Origin of the sequence: Nonomuraea sp. 3-1Str (assembly GCF_031570565.1) — a bacterium.
Lineage (GTDB): Bacteria > Actinomycetota > Actinomycetes > Streptosporangiales > Streptosporangiaceae > Nonomuraea.
In genome coordinates this window covers 111122-135669 of sequence record NZ_JALHBK010000017.1, presented here as the reverse complement: position 1 = coordinate 135669, position 24548 = coordinate 111122, and the positions used below count along the sequence as shown (strand labels likewise).

20 protein-coding genes are annotated in these 24548 nt (G+C 72.7%); 12 read left to right on the top strand and 8 right to left on the bottom strand.

Going from position 1 to position 24548, the window contains the following annotated elements; genetic code table 11:
• Window positions 1-11: 11 nt before the first annotated feature.
• On the bottom strand, window positions 12-632 hold the full coding sequence (locus MTP10_RS25830) for a disulfide bond formation protein DsbA (RefSeq protein ID WP_310712265.1): 621 nt from the start codon (window positions 630-632) through the stop codon (window positions 12-14).
• A gap of 87 nt (window positions 633-719) precedes the next feature.
• On the opposite strand from MTP10_RS25830, the gene pepN reads away from it, so the two are divergent.
• The 4 genes from pepN to MTP10_RS25810 all read left to right on the top strand — a co-directional run bounded on the left by pepN (window position 720) and on the right by MTP10_RS25810 (window position 6843).
• Window positions 720-3290 (top strand): aminopeptidase N, encoded by a 2571-nt coding sequence (gene pepN, locus MTP10_RS25825; protein WP_310712263.1) that lies wholly within the window; start codon window positions 720-722, stop codon window positions 3288-3290.
• A 120-nt stretch (window positions 3291-3410) separates the two neighbouring features.
• Window positions 3411-4700, top strand: a complete 1290-nt coding sequence (locus tag MTP10_RS25820) for a serine/threonine-protein kinase (protein WP_310712261.1) — start codon at window positions 3411-3413, stop codon at window positions 4698-4700.
• Between the two features lie 125 nt (window positions 4701-4825).
• Window positions 4826-5791 (top strand): hypothetical protein, encoded by a 966-nt coding sequence (locus tag MTP10_RS25815; protein WP_310712259.1) that lies wholly within the window; start codon window positions 4826-4828, stop codon window positions 5789-5791.
• A gap of 245 nt (window positions 5792-6036) precedes the next feature.
• Complete coding sequence (locus MTP10_RS25810; protein ID WP_310712257.1) at window positions 6037-6843, top strand: nuclease-related domain-containing protein; 807 nt, start codon at window positions 6037-6039, stop codon at window positions 6841-6843.
• Between the two features lie 24 nt (window positions 6844-6867).
• Here the strand turns inward: MTP10_RS25810 and MTP10_RS25805 are convergent, their stop codons facing one another.
• Genes MTP10_RS25805 through MTP10_RS25795 form a run of 3 tightly spaced genes read right to left on the bottom strand, consistent with a single transcriptional unit; the run spans window position 6868 to window position 10060 of the window.
• Window positions 6868-7434, bottom strand: a complete 567-nt coding sequence (locus MTP10_RS25805) for a helix-turn-helix domain-containing protein (protein WP_310712255.1) — start codon at window positions 7432-7434, stop codon at window positions 6868-6870.
• Window positions 7431-9488 (bottom strand): YhgE/Pip domain-containing protein, encoded by a 2058-nt coding sequence (locus MTP10_RS25800; RefSeq protein ID WP_310712254.1) that lies wholly within the window; start codon window positions 9486-9488, stop codon window positions 7431-7433. Before MTP10_RS25800 ends, MTP10_RS25805 begins: the two co-directional genes overlap by 4 nt.
• Window positions 9489-9496: 8 nt before the next feature.
• Window positions 9497-10060 carry an ATP-binding cassette domain-containing protein gene (locus MTP10_RS25795; RefSeq protein ID WP_310712252.1) on the bottom strand — a complete coding sequence of 188 codons (564 nt, stop codon included), beginning with the start codon at window positions 10058-10060 and terminating at the stop codon, window positions 9497-9499.
• A 192-nt stretch (window positions 10061-10252) separates the two neighbouring features.
• On the opposite strand from MTP10_RS25795, the gene ilvD reads away from it, so the two are divergent.
• The 4 genes from ilvD (at window position 10253) to MTP10_RS25775 (ending at window position 16419) form a co-directional block, all read left to right on the top strand.
• Window positions 10253-12091: a dihydroxy-acid dehydratase gene (gene ilvD / locus MTP10_RS25790; RefSeq protein WP_310712251.1), complete on the top strand. Its 1839-nt coding sequence runs from the start codon at window positions 10253-10255 to the stop codon at window positions 12089-12091.
• Window positions 12092-12216: 125 nt separating this feature from the next.
• The gene (locus tag MTP10_RS25785) at window positions 12217-12711 is read left to right on the top strand and encodes a WYL domain-containing protein (RefSeq protein ID WP_310712249.1); all 495 of its coding nucleotides are present in this window, start codon (window positions 12217-12219) and stop codon (window positions 12709-12711) included.
• 97 nt (window positions 12712-12808) lie between these two features.
• Complete coding sequence (locus MTP10_RS25780) at window positions 12809-14833, top strand: hydantoinase/oxoprolinase family protein (protein WP_310712248.1); 2025 nt, start codon at window positions 12809-12811, stop codon at window positions 14831-14833.
• On the top strand, window positions 14830-16419 hold the full coding sequence (locus MTP10_RS25775; RefSeq protein WP_310712246.1) for a hydantoinase B/oxoprolinase family protein: 1590 nt from the start codon (window positions 14830-14832) through the stop codon (window positions 16417-16419). The genes MTP10_RS25780 and MTP10_RS25775 overlap by 4 nt, the downstream gene beginning before the upstream one ends.
• Window positions 16420-16432: 13 nt before the next feature.
• Here the strand turns inward: MTP10_RS25775 and MTP10_RS25770 are convergent, their stop codons facing one another.
• The 3 genes from MTP10_RS25770 to MTP10_RS25760 form a co-directional block, all read right to left on the bottom strand.
• Complete coding sequence (locus MTP10_RS25770; protein WP_310712245.1) at window positions 16433-16654, bottom strand: zinc ribbon domain-containing protein; 222 nt, start codon at window positions 16652-16654, stop codon at window positions 16433-16435.
• Window positions 16655-16676: 22 nt separating this feature from the next.
• Window positions 16677-17483, bottom strand: a complete 807-nt coding sequence (locus tag MTP10_RS25765; protein ID WP_310712244.1) for a GNAT family N-acetyltransferase — start codon at window positions 17481-17483, stop codon at window positions 16677-16679.
• Window positions 17484-17584: 101 nt separating this feature from the next.
• On the bottom strand, window positions 17585-18091 hold the full coding sequence (locus MTP10_RS25760; protein ID WP_310712302.1) for an HNH endonuclease: 507 nt from the start codon (window positions 18089-18091) through the stop codon (window positions 17585-17587).
• A gap of 282 nt (window positions 18092-18373) precedes the next feature.
• Here MTP10_RS25760 and MTP10_RS25755 point away from each other — a divergent pair, with 282 nt between their 5' ends.
• The 4 genes from MTP10_RS25755 to MTP10_RS25740 all read left to right on the top strand — a co-directional run bounded on the left by MTP10_RS25755 (window position 18374) and on the right by MTP10_RS25740 (window position 23477).
• On the top strand, window positions 18374-20428 hold the full coding sequence (locus MTP10_RS25755) for a prolyl oligopeptidase family serine peptidase (RefSeq protein ID WP_310712243.1): 2055 nt from the start codon (window positions 18374-18376) through the stop codon (window positions 20426-20428).
• 357 nt (window positions 20429-20785) lie between these two features.
• A complete protein-coding gene (locus MTP10_RS25750) occupies window positions 20786-21577 on the top strand; it encodes a helix-turn-helix transcriptional regulator (RefSeq protein WP_310712242.1) in 792 nt (263 codons plus the stop codon).
• Between the two features lie 4 nt (window positions 21578-21581).
• Entirely contained in the window at window positions 21582-21932 is a 351-nt protein-coding gene (locus MTP10_RS25745) for a VOC family protein (protein WP_310712241.1), read from the top strand.
• 162 nt (window positions 21933-22094) lie between these two features.
• Window positions 22095-23477: an alpha/beta fold hydrolase gene (locus MTP10_RS25740; protein ID WP_310712240.1), complete on the top strand. Its 1383-nt coding sequence runs from the start codon at window positions 22095-22097 to the stop codon at window positions 23475-23477.
• Between the two features lie 188 nt (window positions 23478-23665).
• Here the strand turns inward: MTP10_RS25740 and purU are convergent, their stop codons facing one another.
• Complete coding sequence (gene purU, locus MTP10_RS25735; RefSeq protein ID WP_310712239.1) at window positions 23666-24517, bottom strand: formyltetrahydrofolate deformylase; 852 nt, start codon at window positions 24515-24517, stop codon at window positions 23666-23668.
• Window positions 24518-24548 lie beyond the last annotated feature (31 nt).

Genomic DNA, 24548 nt, shown 5'->3' with positions numbered 1-24548 from the left:
GCCGGAGCGGGTCAGTCGAAGCGGGGCGACCTCGTGCGGGTGCGCTTGAGCTCGAAGAAGTCCTCGAACGCCGTCACCAGCAGCACGCCGTCCCACAGCCGGCCGGCCTCCTCGCCGCGCGGGACGCGGGTGATGACGGGGCCGAAGAAGGCGTTGGCGCCGACGCGGATGATCGGGGTGCCGACGTCCTCGCCGACGAGGCCGATGCCCTCCTCGTGGGAGGCGGCGATGGCGTCGTCGAACTCCTCGGACTCCATGGCGGCGACCACCTCGGTGTCCAGGCCGACCGCCGTCAGGGACTCCTCCGCGATCTCACGGTAGAGCTCCGGCCGCTTGGACCTGCCCTCGTTGTGCAGGCGGGTGCCGAACTCGGTGTAGAGCGGGCCGGTCACCTGGTCGCCGTACTTCTGCTGGGCGGCGGCGATGACCCGGACGAGCCCCATGGCGCGCACGGTGCGCTCCTTGTACTCCTGGGGGACGTCCTTGTCCTGGTTGAGCAGCTTCAGGCTCATGAGGCGCCAGCGCGGCTCGATGGGGCGAACCTGTTCCACCTCGATCAGCCAACGCGAGGTCGCCCAGGCGAAGGGGCAGGAGGGGTCGAACCACAGATCGGCAGGAGTCCTCGTAGTCATGTATGGCCATAACCTGGGAACGTCGGTCTCCTATTCCACGTGACAGGATGCCGACTACCCCGACGGAGTGGTGAAAAGGAGCACAACTTGGCAGGCAACCTGACTCGGGACGAGGCTCGCGAGCGCGCCCGGCTGCTGAATGTCGAGTCATACGAGGTCGCCCTCGACCTGACCGAGGGGGACGAGCGGTTCGAGAGCGTCACCACTGTCCGCTTCGCCGGTACCCAGCCCGGCGCGTCCACCTTCATCGACCTGCACGGCGCGCGGGTGCGCCGCGTCACGCTCAACGGCGAGGACCTCGACGTCTCCGCCTACGACGCCGACAAGGGCCGCTTCCCGCTGCCCTCCCTGGCCGGGACCAACGAGCTGCGCGTCGACGCCGACTGCGCCTACATGCGCACCGGCGAGGGCCTGCACCGCTTCGTCGACCCGGTGGACCAGAAGGTCTACCTGCACAGCCAGTTCGAGACGGCCGACGCGCACCGCATGTACGCCTGCTTCGACCAGCCCGACCTCAAGGCCACCTTCCAGCTCACCGTGCTCGCGCCGGCCGACTGGGAGGTCGTCTCCAACGCCGCCGCCTCCAGCGTCGATGACCTGGCCCCGGAGGGCGGCAAGCACGGCGCCGCCCAGCCCGCCAAGCGGTGGGAGTTCCCGCCCACGCCGGTCATGTCCACGTACATCACCGCGCTCGTGGCCGGTCCGTACCACAAGGTGACCTCCGAGCACGACGGCATCCCGCTCGGCATCTACTGCCGCGCCTCGCTCGCGGAGCACCTCGACGCCGACAACATCCTGGAGGTCACCCGGCAGGGCTTCGACTTCTTCCACAAGGTGTTCGGCGTCCGCTACCCGTTCGGCAAGTACGACCAGCTCTTCGTGCCGGAGTTCAACGCCGGCGCGATGGAGAACGCCGGCTGCGTCACCTTCCTGGAGGACTACGTCTTCCGCTCCCGGGTCACCGACGCGGTGGTCGAGCGGCGCGCCGAGACGATCCTGCACGAGATGGCGCACATGTGGTTCGGCGACCTCGTCACCATGCGCTGGTGGGACGACCTGTGGCTGAACGAGTCGTTCGCCACGTACATGTCCGTGCTCGCGCAGGCCGAGGCGACGCGCTGGGGCGGGGGCGCGTGGACGACGTTCGCGAACGTGGAGAAGTCCTGGGCCTACCGCCAGGACCAGCTCCCCTCCACCCACCCCATCTCCGCCGACATCCCCGACATGCAGGCGGTCGAGGTCAACTTCGACGGCATCACGTACGCCAAGGGCGCCTCGGTGCTCAAGCAGCTCGTCGCGTACGTGGGGCTGGACAACTTCCTGGCCGGCGTGCGTGACTACTTCAACGAGCACGCCTGGGGCAACACCGAGCTGAAGGACCTGCTCAACGCCCTGGAGCGGACCTCCGGCCGTGACCTGTCGTCCTGGTCGAAGGAGTGGCTGGAGACGGCCTGGGTCAACACCCTGCGCCCCTCCTTCACGCTGACCGACGACGGCCGCTTCGACAGCTTCGAGGTGCTCCAGGAGGCCCCGGCCGACTACCCGACGCTGCGCTCGCACCGCGTCGCGATCGGTCTGTACAAGCTGGACGGCGACGTGCTCACCCGGGTCAAGCGGGTCGAGCTCGACGTCGTGGGCGCCCGCACGGCCGTTCCCGAGCTGGCCGGCGAGGAGCAGCCCGACCTGGTCCTCGTCAACGACGACGACCTGACGTACGCCAAGATCCGCCTGGACGAGCGGTCGCTGCGCACGCTGGTCGACGGCGGCATCGCCCGCTTCACCGAGTCGCTGCCCCGCGCGCTGTGCTGGTCGGCGGCCTGGGACATGACGCGCGACGGCGAGCTGTCCACCCGCGACTACGTCCGGCTCGTGGTGTCGGGCGTGGGCACGGTCAAGGACATCACGGTCCTGCAGGCGGTGCTGCGGCAGGCGCGGATGGCCGTGCAGCAGTACGCCGACCCGGCCTGGCGGCAGGAGGGCCTGGCTCTCCTCGCCACCGAGCTCCGGTCGCTGCTGGAGGGCGCCGAGCCGGGCTCTGACCACCAGCTCGCGTTCCTGCAGGCGTTCGCGCCGGTGGCCACCTCCGAGGGCGACCTCGCGCTGCTCAGCGGCATCCTCGACGGGTCGGCGGTGCCCGCGGGCCTGACCGTGGACACCGACCTGCGCTGGACGCTCGTCCACGCGCTGGTGTCGGGCGGCGTGCTCGGCGAGGCGGACATCGAGGCCGAGCTGCGGCGCGACCCGACCGCCACCGGCGAGCGGTCCGCGGCGCTGTGCCGGGCGGCCGTGCCGACGGCCGAGGCCAAGGCGGCGGCCTGGGCGGCCGTCGTGAGCGGCGGGCTGGCCAACCACATCGCCCGCACCACGATCACCGGGTTGCAGGACCCGCAGCACGTCGAGCTGCTGGAGCCGTACCGCGACAAGTACTTCGCCGAGGTCGGGCGGATCTACAAGGAGTGGACCTTCGACCAGGCGTCGACGTTCGCGGTCGGGTGCTTCCCGTCGCTGCTCATCGAGCCGGAGACGGTGGAGGCGGCCGAGCGCTACCTCGCCGAGCACCAGCCGCCGCAGGCGCTGCGCCGGCTGATCCTGGAAGGGGCGGACGGCGTCAGCCGCGCGCTGCGCAACCGGGCCAAGGACGCGGAGTCCGCGGCGTAGCGACCGGTGTCCCGAGGGTCCCGTGCCCCGTGCCGGGGCCCTCGGCCTTTCCCGCCGCGGTGGGCCGTCCGTGGCGGATTCCGGCCTGGTCATGGGCCTGCCGGTGTTAGCCTCGAAGGCGTGCTCGGCTCCGGGACCACGCTCAACGACCGCTACGTGCTGGCCGACCGCGTCGGCGGTGGCGGCATGGGCGAGGTCTGGCGCGCCGCCGATACGGTTCTCGGCCGCACCGTCGCCGTCAAGGTGATGATGCCCGCGCTGGCCGAGAACCCGGCGTTCGCCCGGCGGTTCCAGAACGAGGCCCGCGCCATGGCCACGCTGCGGCATCCCGGCGTGGTCGACGTCTACGACTACGGCACGTGCGAGGTCGCCGGGCGGCGGATGAGCTTCCTGGTGATGGAGTACGTCGAGGGCGAGTCGCTCGACCGGATCCTGCGGCGCCGGGCCCTCGATCCGGCCGAGACCATGCGGCTGGTGGCCGAGGTGGCCGACGCGCTGGGCGCCGCGCACGCGCAGGGCATCGTGCACCGTGACGTCAAGCCGGCCAACCTGATGATCAGGCCCGACGGGCGGGTCGCGCTCACCGACTTCGGCATCGCGCACTCCGTCTCGGCCGGTCAGCTCACCGCCACCGGCGCGATGCTGGGCTCGGCCGCCTACTGCGCCCCCGAGCTGGCCACCGCGAGCGGCGTCACCCCCGCGGTCGACGTCTACGCCCTGGGCGTGGTGGCGTACGAGTGCCTGACCGGGCGGCTGCCGTACGAGGGCGACACGCCTGTGCAGATCATCTACAAGCACCTCCATGCGCCCGTCCCGGCGCTGCCGCCGGAGATTCCCGCGGGGCCCCGGCAGGTGGTCCAGCGGGCGCTGGAGAAGGCGCCCGACATGCGCTGGCCGTCGGCCGCCGAGCTGGCCGGCGCGGCGCGGCGGGCGCTGGCCGAGCCGGACGCACGGCTCTCCTCGCGCCGGCGGCGCGGGCTGCTGAGCGCGCTGGCGTCGGTGGCCGCGGCCGTCACGGTCAGCGTGGCCGTCGCCGGGTCCGTCTGGACCCGCGACCAGAGCGCCGCCGACCCGATCACGAGCCCGACGCCGGCCGCCACGACGAGCAGGACCACGACCGCGGCCGACCCGCCCGTGACGCGCCACCCGTCCGCGCCCCCGCCCAAGACCGGCGTCAGCGTGCGGCCGAGCGGCACGCCCACGCCCGTCACCCCCACGGTCACGCCGACGGCGACCACGCCCACGGCGACCCCCAGCACGACCCCGCCCACGACGACGCCGCCGCCCACCACGCGCGAGCCCGAGCCCACCCAGGAGCCGACGACGGCCGACCCCCAGGAGCCGACTCCCGAGCCGTCGGCCACCAGGGAGCCCGGCGACATCCAGTGCATCCGCGCCCCCTGTCCCTGACCGGCCTGAGGGGTCCGGGGTCTGCGGGCATCGGCGGAAAAGGCCGGCGATGATCTGCTTGACGCGAAACAGGCGAGGCGCCCGCTTTGCCGGGGGACGGGTCGGCCCCGTGAGAGAGTGACCACGTGAAGTCCACGCGCGACTTGCTCGTCACCCTCGCCCGCCGCCACGCGTTCGCCGACCTCGGGGCGCTCGCCCCGTCGGCCGAGGTGGCGGATGTGTGCGAGTTCGGGCAGCGGCTGCTCTCCCTCGACGCCGAGGACTTCGCGGCGGAGGCCAGGGCCGTGCCCGCGGAGCTGAGGCGGCAGGCCCGGGCGTGCCACATGCCGCAGACGCCCCGCGAGCAGCCGAGGGGGGCGCTGGAGTCGCTGCGGCCCGCGTACGGGCTGCTGCTGGAGGTCATCGCGATCCGCTGGCGGCGCCGCGAGCTGAGCCCGATGATCGCCGCCGTGCACATCGCCAGCGAGTACCTGCCGCTCCTGGCGTTCGAGCCGCAGCTCGGTCACGCGGGCGACCCGGTGCGCTGGCCGGACGGCCTGAGCGCCCCGGGCAGCCGCTTCGGCGTGATCGGCGACCGCGACTGCGACCACACCAAGTCCGAGCAGTCGGCCACCAACCGGACGCTCCGGGTCGCGGTCGAGCCCGCCGAGGGCTGGCGCGCCTACTTCGACCGGCAGCACAGCCAGGTGGCCGGCGCGCTGGCGGTGTGCGTCTCCACCTGCCGCAACCCGTGCACGGCGATGCACTGGATCCCGCCGGAGCCGCGCGCCGACCTCGGTCTGCGGGCCCGCACCGCGCTGGCCTTCGCCGAGACCCCGCTGGTACGGCTGCGCCACGCGGCGCCGGTCGGCCACGGGTTCGGCGTGCCGTCGCCCGAGGAGGTGCTGGAGGCGTGGGAGCGCAGCCGCGCCGCCCTGGACAAGAACGCGATCGGCGCAGCCGCCTCGAAGGACGACGGGTTCCCGCTGCCGGGGCTGCCGTCGCTGTTCTCGGCGATCGCGGACGCGGCGATCGCGCCCTCGACGCTGATGGCGGGGGTGAGCGAGCACGTCGTCGCCCTGCTCGACCGCCTGCCCGACGACGCCGTCTGACGACGTCCCGGCCTCGGCACCCCGGCGAGTCGGATAGCTCGTGAAAGTCTCACACGTTACGCCCACCAGGGATCTCTGGCGAGGAACGTAATAGATACCCGGAAATCCGGCGCGGGACACGGTGACCTGAGCCATAAAACTATGGACGGACCAACACTAGGAATCGACGATCTCCACGGGCTACGGTGAATCGCGTGGACTCCGACCACCAGCGAGAAGACGGTCGCAGTGCCTCGCCCATCTGGGTGAGCGACCGACCAGAGACCGAGACCGACGCCGACCCGGCCACCGCCGGGCAGAGCGGCGCCGAGCGATCGGCGGCCGCGTCCGTGCCCGCTTCCGTGCCCGTGGTGCGCGCCTCCCTGCGCGGCCTGATCCAGCAGCCCCGCTACCGCTCGCTCCGCAACCGCGCGCTGCTGGCGGTCGCCGTGGCGCTGGTCGCCGGCTTCCTGCTCGCCGACTGGCGGCTGGGCGTGACGGCGGGCGTCATCGCGGCGATCGCCGACGCGGTCTACCGTGCCCGGTCGAGCTCGACCGTGCCGGCGTGGCGGCGCGCCTCCGTCGCGGAGCGGCGCACCGAGGCCCAGCTGCGCAAGCTGGAGCGCAACGGCTACCGCACCCTGCACGCGAGGGCGATCCCCGGCACCGAGGCCCAGATCGACCACCTCGTCGTCGGGCCGACCGGCGTGTACGCGGTCGACTCCGAGAAGTGGGACAAGCAGCTGCCGGTCCGCGTGCAGATGGGCAAGAAGCTCTACCACGGCCCGTTCGACAAGAAGGCCCGCATCGCCGAGGCGAAGATGGAGGCGTCGGCGGCCAGCGAGCTGATCAGCAAGGTGTACGGCCGCGAGGTGCAGGTCGTGCCGTCCCTGGCGATCTACGGCCCCGCGGTCCCCTGGAAGATCATGACGATCCGCGGGGTGGACGTCTACGAGGGCGGCCGGGCCCGCAAGTGGATCACCAAGCGCGAGCGCGCGCTGACCGACGCCGAGATCGAGCGCCTGTACGAGATCGCGGCCGAGGTGCTGCCGGCCCGCTACGGCGAGGACTGACCCGCCCCGTGGCGCGGCGGGCCGTCATCTGATCCGGCCGTGCAGCAGCTCGGCCAGGGTGGCGTGGGTCCGCTGCACGGGCCGGTCCGGGTAGAGCGCCCGCCGTTCGATGGAGACCGTCAGCACCATGCCGAAGACGGCGGTGGCGGCGGTCTCCACGTCGAGGTCGGCCCTGACCTCGCCGGCGGCGGCGGCCCGGCGCAGCACGGCCGCGTACACGCCGAGCGCCTGCTCGCGCAGCTGCGCCACCGCCTCCTGCCAGGCGGTCCGCCACATCTCGGCCAGCAGCACCCGCGCGAGCGGTCCGTGCTCCTCGAAGAAGAGCAGCTGGCCGAGGACGACGGAGTCGAGCGCCTCCAGGGCGGTCCCGCCGGTGTCGGCCGCCGCCAGGGCCTCGGCCAGCCGGCCGATCGAGTGCTCCAGCAGCGCGCCGAACAGCCCCTCCTTGCTGCCGAAGTTGTAGAACACGGTGCCCTTGGCCACCCCGGCCCGCTCGGCGATGGCCTCGACGGTCGTGGCGGTGTAGCCCTGCTCGGCCATCAGCTCGATGGCGGCCGCGAACACCTTCGACCGGGTGTCCTGCCGGCTCACAGCGCCAGCTCCGGGTGCAGCCGCTTGACCGTCCATGTGCGGCCGCGCTGCACGGCGAGGGTGGTGAGCGCGATGCCCAGCACGAGGAAGGCGGCCAGCACGCCGCAGGCCTGCCAGACCACGGTCGGGTCGCCGCCGCTGATCAGCCGGCGCAGCGCCGCGACGACCCAGCTCATCGGCAGCCACGGCGAGATGGTCTGGAAGAAGCCGGGCGACGTCTCGATCGGGTACGTGCCGGCCGCCGAGGTGAGCTGGAGCATCAGCAGCGCCAGGGCCACGACCCGGCCGGGCGGGCCGAGCAGCGCGTTGACCGCCTGCACGACCGCGAGGAAGGCCGCGGCGGCCAGCAGGAGCAGGCCGGCCACGCCGGCCCAGTTCGCGGCCTGCAGGCCGAGGCCGAACCGCAGCACGGCCGCGAGCACGCCGACCTGCGCGGCGCCGAGCGCGACCGCCGGGAACCACCCGGACAGCGCGATCCGCAGCGCGCCCGACGTGCCGGCCAGGCGCCGCTGGTTGAGGGGCTTGAGCACCATGTACGCGATCATCGCACCGACCCAGAGGGCCAGAGGCAGGAAGAACGGGGCGAAGCCGGTGCCGTAGTTGGGCACCTCGTTGTCCACGTCCTTGTCCAGGTGCACGGGGTCGCTCATCATGTCGGCGCGGGCGTCGCGCTCCTGGGCGTCGTAGTCGGGGATCTGCTTGGCGCCGTCGCCGAGGCCGTCGGCCAGGTCCTTGGAGCCCTTGGCGAGCCGCGACAGGCCCTTGTCGACCTGGCCGGCGCCGTCGTGCAGCCGGTCCACGCCCGTGGAGAGCCGGTCGGCGCCGTCGCCGAGCCGGGTCAGGCCGCCGTCGAGCTGGGTGAGCCCGCCGGTGACCTGGGCGGACCCGGAGCGCAGCTTGGTGGCGCCCCGGTAGAGCTCGTCGGCGCCCCGGCCCGCCTTGCCCACGCTGCTGTCGATCTTGGCGGCGCCGGCGGCGAGCTTGGCCAGGCCGGCGTCGAGCTGGTCGACCTGCCGCCTGACCTCGTTCACGCGCGGGCCGAGCTGCGGGGCCACCTGAGCGATCCTGCGGGCGCTGGCCGCCAGCTCCCGGGCGCCGGCGGCCAGCTCGGCGGCCTCGGGGTCCTGGAGCCGGTCGGCCTGGTCGGCGACCCGCTCGGCGGCACTGGCCACCTGCGGGCCCCACTCGTTGAGGAGGGGGACGTACTTGTCGGCGATCTGGTCGACGGTGCGGGTCTGGGCGCGGACCTTGGCCGACGCCTCCCGCGCGCCCTGCCGCAGCGGGGCGGTGCCCTGGCTGCGCAGCTTGGTCAGGCCGCCGCGCAGCTGCCCGATGCCGCGCTGGGCCTGCGTGATGCCGTCGGTGACCTGCGCGGAGCCGTCGCGCAGGCGGGCGGTGGCGCTGCCCGCGGTGTCGAGGCCGGAGGAGAGCTGCCGGGCGCCGCTCTCGGCCGTGCCGAGGCCGTCGTTGAGCTTGGAGACGCCGTCGCCGGCCTTGACCGTGCCGTCGTGGAGCCGGCCGGCGCCGTCGGCGGCCTCGGTGGTCTTGTCGCGGATGTCGCCGATGGAGATGAAGACCCGGTCGAAGTAGCCGTGCACGGCGGTGCGCTCGGCGGCGGCCCGCACCTCGTTGAACACGGCGTCGGAGATGCTGCCGACGATGTAGCTGCGCCCCGTGTCGACGCGGACGCCGAGCTGGGCGGGCTCGGGCGTGCCCGCGTCGTCGGCGGGCGAGGCCAGCCGGGAGCTGAAGTCGGCGGGGACGGTCAGCGACAGGTAGTAGCTGCCGTCCCTGACGCCGTCGGCGGCCTGCCGGGGGGTCGCCTCGTGCCAGTTGAAGACGTGGCGCTCCCGCAGCTCGTCGGCGAGGTCCTGGCCGGCGTGCAGGGTCCTGCCGCCGGCCGTCGCGGGCCGGTCCTCCATGACCAGCGCGACGGGCACGCGGTCCAGGTTGCCCTGCGGGTCCCAGAACGACCACAGGTACAGCCCCGCGTACAGCAGGGGCAGCACGACGACCGCCGCCAGCGCCAGCCTGGGCAGTCTCGACCGCAGCATGCCTCTCATCACAGCTCCACGAGGTGGTCGTAGCGGGTGGGCGGGTGCACGCACGAGGCGACGACGGTGCGGTCGAGGCCGTCGAGCAGGGTCCAGAGCGCCTCCTGCCGGTCGGGCGGCAGGCCGGCGTCGACATTGTCGGCGACGATCACCTTCGGGTCGTCGAGCAGCGCCAGCGCGACACCGAGCCGCACCTGGCCCTCGCGGTCCAGCTCGCGTACGAGCGTCCGCTCGCCGGCGTCGCCGAGCCGCAGCCCGGCTTGTCCCAGCAGCTTCGGGTACGGCCCGCGCCCGCGCTCGCGCAGGTGCTCCCCGACGGTCAGCGCCCTGTCGAGGTCGGTCACCCCGTCCACGAGGGCCAGCGCGGCGACCTTGCGGATGGCGCGAGGTTTGACGTGGCCCGCCACGGCAAGGGTGCCCGCCGTGGGCTTCATCCGCCCGGCCAGCGTGAGGAGCAGGCTGGTGCGGCCGCTCCCGGCGGGACCGGCGACGACGGTGAGCGTGCCGGGTCCGGCCTCCAGGGAGACCCCGGCGTAAGCCTCCTCCACGGACAGGCCCTTGGCGACGATCACGGTGGCTTCCCTCCCTTTGAACTGACCAGTCAGTACAAAAGATAGCTTACGCCGATTTTTGACGACTTTGGGGGGTTCGATACCGGCGTCCCACGGAACGGGAGCGAAGCGTCCGACTGGTGGACACCCTGTCTCAGCCACCGGGCGGCGGGCCGTACCATGTGAAGACTGGAAAGCGATGGGAGAAGCACTATGCCCGCCCTCAGGTCTCGTACGGTCACCCACGGCAGGAACATGGTCGGCGCGCGCGCCCTGCTCCGCGCCACCGGTGTAGCGGGCAGCGACTTCGGCAAGCCCATCATCGCCGTGGCCAACAGCTTCACCCAGTTCGTGCCGGGGCACGTGCACCTGCGCGAGGTCGGCGATGTGGTCTCCGCCGCGATCCGCGAGGCCGGGGCGATCCCGCGTGAGTTCAACACGATCGCCGTCGACGACGGCATCGCCATGGGCCACGGCGGCATGCTCTACTCCCTGCCCTCGCGGGAGCTGATCGCCGACGCCGTCGAGTACATGGTCAACGCCCACTGCGCCGACGCTCTGATCTGCGTCTCCAACTGCGACAAGATCACGCCTGGCATGCTGCTGGCCGCGTTCCGGCTGAACATCCCGACGGTCTTCGTCTCGGGCGGCCCCATGGAGGCGGGCAAGACGCCCGGCCGCAAGCTCGACCTGGTCGACCCCATGGTCGCCGCCGCCGACGACTCCGTCTCCGACGCCACGCTGCTGGAGATGGAGGAGGCGGCCTGCCCGACCTGCGGGTCCTGCTCCGGCATGTTCACCGCCAACTCGATGAACTGCCTGGTCGAGGCCATGGGCCTGGGGCTGCCCGGCAACGGCACGATCCTGGCCACCCACCGGTCGCGCAAGAAGCTGTTCGAGGACGCCGGCCGGCGGCTCGTCGAGATCACCCGCCGCTACTACGAGGACGACGACGAGTCGGTGCTGCCGCGTTCGATCGGCACGCGTGACGCGTTCGAGAACGCGATGACGCTCGACGTGGCCATGGGCGGCTCGACCAACACGATCCTGCACATCCTGGCCGCGGCCCGCGAGGCGGGCGTCGACTTCGGCCTCAAGGAGATCAACGAGATCTCGCTGCGCGTGCCCTGCCTGTGCAAGGTGGCGCCCGCGACGAACAAGTACCACGTCGAGGACGTCCACCGCGCCGGCGGCATCCCCGCCATCCTGGGCGAGCTCGACCGCGCCGGGCTGCTCCACCGCGACGTGCCGACGGTCAACGGCGGCACCCTCGGCTCGATGCTGGCCCAGTGGGACCCGCTCTCGCCCCAGGTGCTGCCGGAGGCCGTCGAGCTGTGGCACGCCGCGCCCGGCAACGTCCGCACGGTCAAGCCGTACTCCCAGGACAACCGCTGGGACGACCTCGACCTCGACCGCGCCGAGGGCTGCGTGCGCGACCTCGAGCACGCCTACTCCGCCGACGGCGGCCTGGCCGTGCTCTACGGCAACATCGCCCGTGACGGGGCGGTGGTCAAGACCGCCGGCGTCGACGAGTCGATCTGGAAGTTCAGCGGGCCGGCGGTCGTGTTCGAGTCGCAGGAGCAGGCCGTCGAGGGCATCCTCGGCGGGCGGGTGAAGGAGGGCGACGTGGTGGTCATCCGCTACGAGGGCCCGAAGGGCGGCCCGGGCATGCAGGAGATGCTCTACCCGACCTCGTTCCTCAAGGGCAGGGGCCTGGGCAAGGCGTGCGCGCTCGTGACCGACGGGCGCTTCTCCGGCGGCACGTCCGGGCTGTCGATCGGCCACGCCTCGCCGGAGGCCGCCGAGGGCGGCGCGATCGCCCTGGTCGAGGACGGCGACATCATCGACATCGACATCCCGTCGCGCGCGCTGGAGCTGCGGGTGCCGGAGGCCGAGCTGGCGGCGCGGCGCGAGCGGCTGCTGGCCGACCTCGGCGGCTACCGCCCGCGCGACCGCGAGCGGCCCGTCAGCGTGGCGCTCCAGGCGTACGCGGCGATGACCACGTCCGCCTCGACCGGCGCCTCGCGCGACCTCACCCAGCTCTCCCGCTGACACCCGGCGCACCGCCCGGCTCCCCCGTCGAGGGGCGCCGGGCGGCGCTGTCCGCGGGGGTCAGTGTTCCCTTGCTTGCGCACACGCTTTCGAAAATTGTCGGTGGCGCTCCGTATCGTAGGGGTATGGCTAGAGTCGTGAAGCCCACCACCCGCCCGCTGACGACCGCCGAGATCGCCGCCCTCGCCCTCTCTCTGGCCCACCTCGGCACGGGCCCCCAGGCCGCCACCGCCAGGCGCGGCCTGCAGCACGCTCTGGAGCATCTGGAGCTCGACGACGACGTCATCGCCGCCACACTGTCGACGCTCACCGACCCCCTGCCCATGGAGGTCGCCTCCCGGGCCCGTCTCATCGCCGACGCCATCACCAGCCGGATGATGATCCGGCTCCACTACTGCGACGCCGCCGGGCACGTCACCGTCCGTGACGTGGAGCCGGTGACGTGCCTGGTCCACCGGGAGTACTGGTACCTCGTCGGGGTGTGCCGGATGCGCCGGGCCATCCGGGCGTTCCGCTTCGACCGCATCCTGGCGGTCGAGCCGACGCTGACCCCGTCCCGCCCCCACCTGGCCGACCGGTTCCTGCCGTTCCAGCGCCGCAAGCGCGCCAGGGCCGCGTAGCGCCCGTCAAGCCCGTCAGGCGCGACGCACCGCGGGCCGCGCTCCGCCGCGCGGCCCGCACATGCCCGCGCCACGCCGACCGCATACCGTTCACGGCATGAGCTATCGCGTCGCCATGGACATCGGAGGCACCTTCACCGACGTCGTCCGCTACGACGAGACGACCGGGTCAGTCGTGGCGTCGAAGGCGTCCACCACGCCCCACGACCTCGCCGAGGGCGTGTTCACCGCCCTCGCCCGGGTCGTCGACGACCCCGCCGAGATCTCGTACTTCGTGCACGGCACCACCCAGGGGCTCAACGCCCTGCTGGAGCGCAAGGGCGCGCGCGTGCTGCTGCTGGCGAGCGCCGGCGCCGGGGACGTCTACCACATCGCCCGCGGCAACCGTGACCGGATGTTCGACCTGCGCTACCGCAAGCCCGCCCCGCTCGTCCCCCGCGAGGACGTGGCCGAGGTGGCCGGCCGGCTCGACTGGCGGGGCGAGGAGATCGTCCCGCTGGACGAGGAGGGCGTGCGGCGGGCGGCGCGGCGGGTGCGCGAGGAGGGGTTCGACGCGGTCGCGGTGTGCCTGCTGTTCTCGTACGCCGACCCGCGCCACGAGGTGCGCGCCGGGGAGATCCTGCGGGAGGAGCTGGGCGACGACGTCCTCGTCGTGCTGTCGCACGAGGTGGCGCGCGAGTGGCGCGAGTACGAGCGCACCTCCTCCGCCGTGCTGGAGGCGTACACCGGCCCGGTCGTCCGCCGCTACCTGGCCGAGGTCGAGCGGCGCTTCGCCGAGCGCGGGCCGGGCGTGCCCGTCCACGTCATGCAGTCCTCCGGCGGCCTGGTCAACGCCGCCTACGCCATGCGCAGGCCGTTGCAGACGCTCCTTTCCGGGCCCGTGGGCGGCACCATGGGCGGCGTCGCGGCGGCCAGGCTCCTCGGCCGCGGCAACGTCATCTGCGTGGACATGGGCGGCACCTCGTTCGACGTGTCCCTGGTGGTCGACGGCCGCCCGGACGTGAGCGCCGAGGCGCGCATCGAGGGCCACCCGGTGCTGATGCCCGTCGTCAACCTGCACACGATCGGCGCGGGCGGCGGCTCCATCGCGTACGCGGAGGCGGGGGCGCTGCGCGTGGGCCCGGAGTCCGCCGGCGCGATGCCCGGCCCCGCCTGCTACGGCCGCGGCGGCACGCGGCCCACCGTCACCGACGCGAACGTGGTGCTGGGCCGGGTGGACCCGGCGTGGTTCGCGGGCGGCCTCATGGAGTTCGACGTGGAGGCGGCCGGAGCGGCCCTCGCCACCCTCGCCGAGGAGCTCGCCCTCGACCCCCTGGAGCTGGCCGAAGGGGTGTGCGCCGTGGCCAACGCGAAGATGGCCCAGGCCATCCGGACCCTCACCGTCGAGCACGGGGTGGAGCCGCGGGAGTTCTCCCTGGTGGCCTTCGGCGGGGCCGGCGCGATGCACGCCGTGTTCATCGCCCGCGAGCTGGGCATCTCGGAGGTCGTCATCCCGCGCTTCCCCGGCGCGTTCTCCGCGTGGGGCATGCTGGAGGCCGAGGTCCGGCGCGACCTGACGCACCCGTACTTCCGGCCGCAGGACGCCCTCGACGGAGCCGAGCTGGCGGAGCTGCTCGCCGGCCTGGAGGCGCGGGCGCTGGAGGCCCTGGCCGAGCAGGGCGTGCCGGCGGAGCGGCGCAGGGTCGAGCACGCCGTCGACATGCGCTACGAGGGCCAGGACTACACGCTGACGATCCCGCTGCGGGAGGCGGGCGAGCCGGCCGGGCCGGGCTTCCTCCGGGAGGTCGCCGCCCGCTTCGCCGAGGCCCACACCAGCCGCTACGGCCACGCCACCCCCGAGGCCCCGGTGGAGTTCGTCATGGTGCGCAGCACCGGCCTCGGGTCCTTCCCGCGCGCCGCCGCCGGCGTCCCCGGCGTCCCCTCGGCGGCGGCGCCGGCCGTACGGGACGTGGTGTTCGACGGCGCCGTGCACACCACGCCGGTGCTGCGCCGCGCGCATCTCGACGGAGAGCTGGCCGGGCCGGCCATCGTGGTGGAGGAGACCGCGACCACGGTCGTCCCGCCCGGGTGCCTGGCCACGGTCGACGGCAACGGCTTCCTCATCGTGAAGGTGGACCAGTGATCGACCCCGTGACCACGGAGATCATCCGCTGCGCGCTCGTCCAGGCGGCGGAGGACATGAACACCACGCTCATCCGCAGCTCCTACACGCCCGTCATCTACGAGGCCAAGGACTGCGCGGTCGCGCTGCTCGACCGCGACCACAACGTGCTCGGCCAGTCGTCGGGCCTGCCGATCTTCCTGGGCAACCTGGAGGTGTGCACCCGCGAGACCGAGCGCCGCCACGGGCCGGAGGTGTGGCGCGAGGGCGACGTGTGGGTGCTCAACGACTCCTACATCGGCGGCACGCACCTCAACGACGTGACCGTGTACGGGCCGATCTTCGTGGAGGGGGAGCTGGTGGGGTTCGCCGCATCGCGGGCCCACTGGCTGGACGTCGGCTCCAAGGACCCGGGCGGCTCCATGGACTCCACCTCGATCTTCCAGGAGGGGCTGCGGCTCGGCCCGGTCAAGGTGTACGAGGACGGCCGGCCGTGCGTCGACCTGCACGAGGTCATCGGCGCCAACGTCCGCTTCCCGCACGCCACGCTCGGCGACCTGCGCGCCCAGGTGAGCTGCGTCATGATGGGCCGGCGGCGGCTGGCCGAGATCGTCACCCGGTGGGGCCTCGACACGGTCATGGCCGCCCGGGACGAGATCTTCGCCCAGACCGAGCGGATGGAACGGGCCGCGATCGCCGCCATCCCCGACGGGGTGTACCGGGCGGGCGGGTACCTCGACAACGACGGCATCGACCTCGCGACGCCCCTGCCGGTGAACGTCACCGTCACGGTGTCGGGCGAGTCGATGTACGTGGACCTGACCGACTGCGCCGACCAGGCGCTCGGCCCGGTCAACTGCGGCGCCGCGCAGGCCGTCGCGGCGGTGCGGGTGGGCTACAAGCTGCTCGTGTCGGGCGACGTGCCGCTCAACGGCGGCTCGTTCCGGCCGCTGTCGGTGCAGACCCGGCCCGGCTCCATGCTGGCCGCCCGCTCCCCCGCCGCGTGCCAGTACTACTACTCGCACCTCGGGCTGCTCATCGACCTCGTGGTCAAGGCCCTGGCACCGGCCCTGCCGGAACGGGTCGCCGCGGCGTCGTACGGCGACTCCATGATCGTGCAGTTCACCGGCACCGACCCGCGCACCGGCAAGCTCTACGTCTCGCAGGAGGCCACGGTCGGCGGTTGGGGCGCCTGGGAGGGCGGCGACGGCGAGACGTGCCTGATCAACAACGTCAACGGCTCGCTGCGCGACATGCCGATCGAGGTGCTGGAGACGCTGTTCCCGGTCCGCGTCACCCGTTACGAGGTACGGCCGGGGAGCGGCGGCGCGGGCCGGTGGCGGGGCGGCGACGGTGTGGTCCGCGAGTACGAGTTCTGCTCCGGCACCTCGCTGTCCCTGTGGTTCGAGCGGTCGGTCACCCCGGCGTGGGGGCTGGCGGGCGGCGAGGCGGGCGCTCCGCCGCGCGTCACGCTCAACCCGGGCACCGCGGGCGAGCGTCAGATGCTCAAGGTCAACGCCCTGCCGGTCGGCGTGGGTGACGTGCTGCGCTGCGAGTCGGGGGGCGGCGGCGGGTACGGCCCGCCCACCGCGCCCACGATCGGATAGAGCAGCCTGGGGATCAGGAGCAGCATCCGCCTCCGCAGCAGCCGCCGCCCCCGCCGCCCCCGCCGGCGGCCGGACGGGGGGCGGCGGCGCCGCCGGTCATGGCCACCATCGACAGCAGCTTGACCGTGTCGTCGTGGCCCTCCGGGCAGGGCGCCGGGTCGCCGGAGGCGGACATGGGACGGGACACCTCGAACGTGGAGCCGCACGCGCGGCAGCGGAAGTCGTAACGTGGCATGAGCACAGGGTACGACGACGGATCAGGCGGATCCGCCGAACCTCACGTGCGCGTAGTCCGCGACCGGCTCGTAGCCGATGGCCTGGTAGACGGCGTTGCTCGTCGGGTTGGCCAGGTCGGTGAACAGGACCACCTCGTCGCACCGCTCGTCCAGCGCCCGGCGGCTGGCGAAGGCGGTGACGGCCGAGCCGTAACCGCGTCGCCGGCAGGCCGGAGGCGTGTAGACGGGCCCGATGCGGCACATCCCGCCCACTCCGGGCGACACCCCCGCCATCGAGACGGGCACGCCGTCTTCCTCCCACACCACGAGATCCCCGCGGGCCAGCCGCCGCGTGGCCGCCTCGACCGGATCGCCGGTGTCCATGCCCACCTCGGCGCCGAACGCGTCCAGCCACGCCACCATCAGCGGGAAGTCCCCGGCCGTGGCCGTCCGGCCCCGCCCCGGCGTCCCCGGGACGGTGAGCCCGCCGAGCCGGTAGAGGCGCTCGGCGCGCACGTCACCGGACCGGCCGAGCGCCTCGCAGGCCGCCTCGGCGAGCCGGCGCGGCCCCACGATGGCGGGAACCTCGCCGATCTTCTCCCGCATCAGGGAGATCCCCGCCTCGACCGGCATGTCGGCGAGCACCAGCGCCCGGGGTGGCGTGCGGAACGCGGCGCCGCGCACCTCGCCCCCGGACGTCCACCAGCCGAACACCGCGCCCTGCGCCGGCATCCCCTCACGGATGTCGGCCAGCACGGTCAGCGGGACCGTGTTGCGCACGGGATCGGCCAGCAGGAACGGCTCGGCGGCCGCGGCGTATTCGGCGACGTCCGCCGTGAAGGTCCACATGCCGGGATCCTGCCATCCGCCTGTGAAACGGCACAAAGCAGTTGTCGCGGGTGGGCGCACGACGGGCCCGCACCTCTTGGGTGCGGGCCCGTCGTCCGGCGCTAGGCGGCCTCTTCGAGGTAGGGCGCCCATTGCGGGTCACCGACCAGCGAGGCGCCGATCAGCCTCCAGTGGGCGCCCCGCGGCACCGCCGGGGTGACGCGCAGCGACCACCCCAGCTCCTCCAGGTACTTGTCGGCCTTGCGATGGTTGCACGTCGTGCACGAGGCCACGCAGTTCTCCCACGTGTGGGCCCCGCCGCGCGAGCGGGGGATCACGTGGTCGATGGTCTCGGCCCGCTGGCCGCAGTAGGCGCAGCGGTAGTCGTCGCGGCGCATGAGCGCGGCCCGGGTGAGGGGGATGCGCGACCGGTAGGGGATGCGGACATATCTTCGGAGCCGGATCACGGAAGGCACGTCGAGCGTGCGGCTGGCCGAGCGCAGGACCGCGCCCCGCCCGTCGCGGTGCACGACGTCGGCCTTCTCCCGCAGCACCAGCACGATGGCACGGTGCAGGGAAAGAGTCGTGAGTGGTTCGTAGGTGGCATTCAGCAGCAGGACCTGGCGCATCATCGGGCCTCATCCCGCCGCGCGCGTATCAAAGGGGACATGCCGTGGCATGTCCCGGCTGTCGGCCCCTCCTGGGGCATCGATGCTTCCGTCACGTGGACCTCCGCCGGACGGTCCAGCGGATGAGCACCACGGCACCGTCCTGTCACCCAGTTTGGCGTTTCCCGCGTGGTCCCCGCCACCCCATAACCCCCAGCCCGGAATGACCGGAGGGACGCACGGTACGTTTTATGCCCGTATCACCCGGGCTTTACGCGCGTTCGTTCGCAGTAAGGTTCGGGCATGACGCGAGAGCCGTATCCCACCGCGCGCCGTGAGGACACCGTCGACGTCCTGCACGAGACGCCCGTGCCCGACCCCTACCGCTGGCTGGAGGATCCGGACAGCCCCGAGACGCAGGGCTGGCTGCTCGCTCAGGCCGATCTGTTCAAGCGGGAGATCGGGCAGCAGCGCTTCCGGGAGCGCATCGGTGAGCTGCTGCGGTCCGGCTCCGTGGGCACGCCGGCCTGGCGCGGCGGGCGCTGCTTCTTCAGCCGCCGCACCCCCGACCAGGAGCACGCGGTCTACTACGTCGCCGAGCCCGACGGCACCGAGCGGGCGCTGGTCGACCCCATGGCCATCGACCCGTCCGGGCTCACCACGCTCGACGCCGTCCAGCCCGACAAGGAAGGGCGCCTGCTCGCGTACCAGATCTCGGTGGGCGGCGACGAGGAGTCGGTCCTCTACATCATCGACGTCGCGACCGGCTCCCGCGTCGAGGGACCGATCGACCGCTGCCGCTACTCCCCCGTGGCCTGGCTGCCGGGCGGCGAGGCGTTCTACTACGTGCGCCGCCTGCCGAGCACCGAGGTGCCGGAGAACGAGTCGCAGTTCCACCGCCGCGTCTACCTGCACCGGATCGGCACGTCCACCGAGGACGACGTCATGATCTTCGGCCAGGGCCTGAAGATGACCAACTACTACGGCGTCTCCGTCTCCCGCGACGGGCACTGGCTGCAGGTCTCCGCGCACGAGGGCACCGCTCCGCGCAACGACCTGTGGGTGGCCGACCTGACCGCCTCGACGCCGGACCGGCCGAAGCTCGTGGCCGTACAGGAAGGCGTGGACGCGCAGACGGGGCTCACGTTCGGCCGCGACGGCAAGCTGTACGTCCACACCGACCGCGACGCGCCGCGCGCCCGCGTCTGCGTCACCGACCCCGCGACGCCGGGCGCCGACGGGTGGCGCGATCTCATCCCCGAGGACCCCGAGGCGGTGCTGTCCGACTTCGCCATCCTCGACGACCTGGAACGCCCGGTCATGCTGGTGAGCTGGACGCGTCACGCCATCAGCGAGATCTCGGTGCACGACCTGGCCACGGGCGAGCGCCTCAGCGGGGTGCCGACTCCCGGTCTCGGCTCGATCGGCGGCCTGTCGGAGCGGCCCGAGGGCGGCTTCGAGGCGTGGTTCGGCTACACCGACAACACCACCCCGCCGACCATCCAGCGCTACGACGCCCGCACCGGCGAGACCACGCTGTGGGCCGCCTCGCCCGGCGCGGTCCAGGTGCCGCCGGTGCGCACCTCCCAGGAGGTCTACCGGTCCAAGGACGGCACCGAGGTGCGGATGCTCGTCATCGCGCCGGTCGACGCCGAAGGGCCGCGCCCCACCATCCTGTACGGCTACGGCGGCTTCGGCCTGTCGATGACACCCGGCTACTCCGCGTCGATCCTGGCCTGGGTGGAGGCGGGCGGCGTGTACGCCATCGCCAACCTGCGGGGCGGCGGCGAGGAGGGCGAGGACTGGCACCGCACGGGCATGCTCGCCGACAAGCAGAACGTGTTCGACGACTTCCACGCGGCGGCCGAGCACCTCATCGCCACCGGCGTCACCACGCGGGAGCAGCTCGCCATCTCCGGCGGCTCCAACGGCGGCCTGCTCGTCGGCGCCGCCCTGACACAGCGACCCGACCTGTACGCCGCCGTGGCGTGCTCGGCGCCGCTGCTGGACATGGTCCGCTACGAGCTGTTCGGGCTGGGGGCCACCTGGAACGTCGAGTACGGCTCGGCCGGGGACCCGGAGCAGTTCCGGTGGCTGTGGTCGTACTCGCCGTACCACCACGTGCGCGAGGGCGTGGCGTACCCGGCGGTGCTGTTCACGGTGTTCCAGTCGGACACGCGGGTCCACCCGCTGCACGCGTGGAAGATGTGCGCGGCGCTCCAGCACGCGACGTCGTCGGACCGGCCGATCCTGGTGCGCACCGAGACGGAGGTGGGGCACGGGGCCCGCTCGATCAGCCGCACGGTGGACCTGTCGGCGGACACCCTCACCTTCCTGGCCCACCACACGGGGTTGTAGGGGCGGCCTCCCTCCCCCGCCATCACGGGGCCTGCCCTGTTGACCGCATCGCCGGTCCGCCTCGCCGTGCCCGCCGGCCTTTCGGGCACGGCGGGCAGGGACGGCACGCGAGCCGGCCTCGGCCTTGCCCGTGTCCCTCCTGTCGCTACCCCGGAGGTCCGCGGGGCCGAGAATCGTCGGTGGCGCCGCCTATAGTCGCCCATATGAGCCCGCCCAGGCAGATGCCAGAACCGGGACCGGGACCGGGACCGGGGCTGAGACCGGGACCGGGACCAGAGCCGACGCCCACGCCAGGCCGACGCCGGAGCCGAGGCCAGGGCCGGTGCCGGAGCCGCGGCTGATTTCGGAGCAGAGCTGATGACCGAGCCGGAGCTCGTGATGGTGGACGCCGTCCCCAGCCCTGCGCTGCGCCCGTACGTGACACGCCTGACCGCCTACCGCGAGACCCCCGCACACCCGCTGACGCGCAACGAGGCGGCCTTCCCCGGCGCGGTGCTGATCCTGGGGCTCGGAGCGGCGATGGAGGTCGGCGGCGTGCGCGTCACGTCGTTCGCGGCCGGGCCGGGCGACCGTTTCACGACGACCCGGACAAGCAGAACGACCGACGGTGTGCAGGTGCACCTCACCCCGTTCGGCGCGAGACGCCTGTACGGCCTGCCCATGCGCCACCTGGCCAACACCGTGGTCCCGGTCACCGACGTGTTGGGTCCCCTGGCCGAGCCCACAGTGACCCGGCTGGCGGAGACACCGTCGTGGCACGACCGGCTGGCGCTGGTCGACCGGCTGCTGCGCGAGCGCATCCTGGCCGGACCCGAGCTGGGCCCGCAGGTGCCGTGGGCGTGGGCGAAGCTGGTGCGCTCCGGCGGCCGGGTGCGCGTCTCGGCGCTGGCCGAGGCGCTCGGCTGGAGCCACCGGCACCTGGTGGCGCGCTTCCACGACGAGGTGGGGATCACGCCCAAGACGGCGGCGCGGGTGATCCGGTTCGGCCGGGCGGCTGCCCTGCTGAGGGCCGGCACGCCCATCGCCGACGTCGCCGGCGCGTGCGGCTTCTACGACCAGGCCCACCTCAACCGGGAGTTCCGGGCGCTGGCCGGCACAACGCCCGGTCAGATTCGTCCAAGACCCGGCGCGCCCCGCCGCGCACACTGACCATGTGGAACGAACCGTTTACGCGCTCGTGCGCTACCCGGACTGCACCGCCGCCCTCGACTTCCTGACCACCGCGTTCGGCTTCCGGGCGCACGAGGTGTCCAAGGACGACCAGGGCGGGGTCAGTCACGCCGAGCTCCTCGTCGAGAACGACATGATCATGCTGGGCCGGGGCAGGACCGGCGGCCCGGGGATCTACATCGCCGTGGCCGACCCCGACGCCCACCTCGCCCGCGCACGGGACGCGGGCGCCCGCATCACCATGGAGCTCACCGACCAGCCGTACGGGTCCAGGGAGTACGCCTGCGAGGACCCGTACGGCAACCAGTGGTTCTTCGGCACCTACCGCCCCTGACCAGGCCGTCTCATCACGGCCGGGCCGCCGCCGCCGACCCGGCCGCAGACGGCGGAAACGCCGGAACCGAGGGGGATGACAAACCCGGGTCTGATTCACGCCCTCGGATATCAGACCGTGGTCCGACGCGCCACGCCCGTCCCGTGCAGCATCGTGATCCGCATGCTGAAGTCAATCGCGATGGCAGTGGTCCTGCTGACCGCCGGGAGCGGGATGCGCGCCCAGCACGCGGCGGAGGCTCTCGAGTGGAGCCCGTGCCCCAACGACAAGGTCGGCATGCGGTGCGCCGACCTTCAGGTTCCCGTCGACTGGCAGGACCCCGGCGGCCGCAAGATCACCCTCAAGCTGGGCCGCCTCGCCTCCACCGGCACCTCGGAGGGTGTCGCCCTGATCGCCTACGGCGGCCCGGGCGGGCCCGGCGTCGCCATCACCCAGGCGCAGTCCGGCTGGTGGACCGACCTGCGTGAACGCATGGACATCGTCACGTGGGACACCCGCGGCTACGGCGCGCAGTTCGGCGGCCTGAGCACCGGCCTGCCCTGCATGTGGACCCGCATCCCGCTCCCCGCGTTCCCACGCGACGACGCCGACTTCGGCCGGCTGTCCGACACCAACCGCGGTCAGGCGGAGGTCTGCCGCCAGGCGGATCCCACGCTCTTCGCCAACATGAGCTCCGCCGACCACGCCCGCGACATGGAGGCCATCAGGAAGGCCCTCGGCGGCGCCAAGCTCAACTACTACGGCGCCTCCTACGCCGGCTTCTACGGCCAGGCCTACGCCCGCCTCTTCCCGGACCAGGTGCGCACGATGGTCCTCGACGGCACCTGGAACCACAGCGCCGCCGACTGGAGCCGGGAGGCGGAGGAGATGGCGAAGGGCAACGAGCGGTTCCTGACCCGCTTCTTCGACTGGTGTGCCGCCAACGCCTGCCAGGACGTCCCCGCCACATGGCGAGCGCTCGTGGCCAGAGCCGACCGCGTTCCCGTCCCCGCCGCCAAGAACGTCGCCTACACGGGCAGTGACCTGCAAGCCTTCGCCATCGCATCGGCCAGACAGGGCCGGACCGCCTGGCCGGGCCTGGCGCAGGCCATCCGCAAGGCTCACGCCGGCGACGCCTCCGCCTTCCTCCCCGCCAGAGGCGCCCGCTACCCCGACCAGGCCACCGGCATGACGGAGTGCACCGACTGGCCTCGCGCCGCCGACCGCAAGGAGCTCGACGCGACGATCAGCCGTCTGCGGAAGGTCGCCCCCAACGCGGGTCCGGCCGGCACCATAGCGACCGGCGTGCTGCAGTGCATCGGCTGGCCGACTCCCGTCACCAACCCACCCGCCCCGCTCCCCAAAACCCTTCCGCCTCTGCTCGGCGCGGGCGCCTGGGGCGAATCGGACGCGGTCGCCAGAGCGATCGGCCAGGTCGCCGGCAGTGTCACGATCAACCATGACGGCCCCGGCCACACCCTGTACGGCGTGAACACCTGCGCTCGCGACCACATCAACCGCTACTTCACCGACAAGGTCCTCCCGCCCGAGAACACGACGTGCTGACCCGCCCCCTCGCGAAGGCGGCTCCCGCACTCGCACCCGCGTCGCGTCCGTCCGTCCGTCCGCGCCAGGGCCTCATCGACCATGTCGAACATGATGAGCGGGGTCAGCTCACTCGGATGACCCGAGTCCGCCACCCCCGGTGAGGGACACCACCCCCCGCTGACAGCAACCCGCCCAGGGCGGACGGCTCAGCGGGGGAAGACGATGGTCTTGTGGCCGTCGAGGAGGACGCGCTGCTCGGCGTGCCAGCGGACGGCCCTGGCCAGCGCCACGCACTCCACGTCGCGCCCGATGGCGGCGAGGTCCTCGGGCGAGTGGCTGTGGTTGACGCGGGCCACCTCCTGCTCGATGATCGGCCCCTCGTCCAGGTGCGACGTGACGTAGTGCGCGGTCGCGCCGATCAGCTTCACGCCCCGGGCGTGCGCCTGGTGGTACGGCTTGGCGCCCTTGAACGACGGCAGGAACGAGTGGTGGATGTTGATGGCCTTTCCCGCCAGCTTGGCGCAGAGGTCCTCCGACAGCACCTGCATGTAGCGGGCCAGCACCACGAGGTCCACCTGGTAGTGCTCCACCAGGGCCAGCACCTCGGCCTCCTGCCGGGGCTTGGTCTCCGGCGTGATCGGCAGGTGGTGGTAGTCGATTCCGTACGACTGGGTGAGCGGGCGCAGGTCGGGGTGGTTGGAGGCGACGGCGACGACCTCGATGTCCAAGGTCTTCTTGCGAACCCGGTAGAGCAGGTCGTTCAGGCAGTGGTCGAACTTGCTCACCATGATGAGCACCCGCGGCTTCCTGGCCATGTCGCGCAGCTCGAACTCCATGCCGAACTCCGGCGCCAGCGCGGCGAAGGCGGCCCGGACCTCGTCCTCGGCCAGCGGGGAGGTGAACTGGACGCGCATGAAGAAGCGGCGCGCGGCCCGGTCGCCGAACTGCTGGCTCTCGGTGATGTTGCAGCCCTGCCCGGCGAGCAGCCCGGAGACGGCGGCCACCACCCCTGGCCGGTCGGGGCACGACAGGGTCAGGACGTACTCGGCTGGGCTCATGTCATTACTTTCGCGGACGTGGAATGGTAGG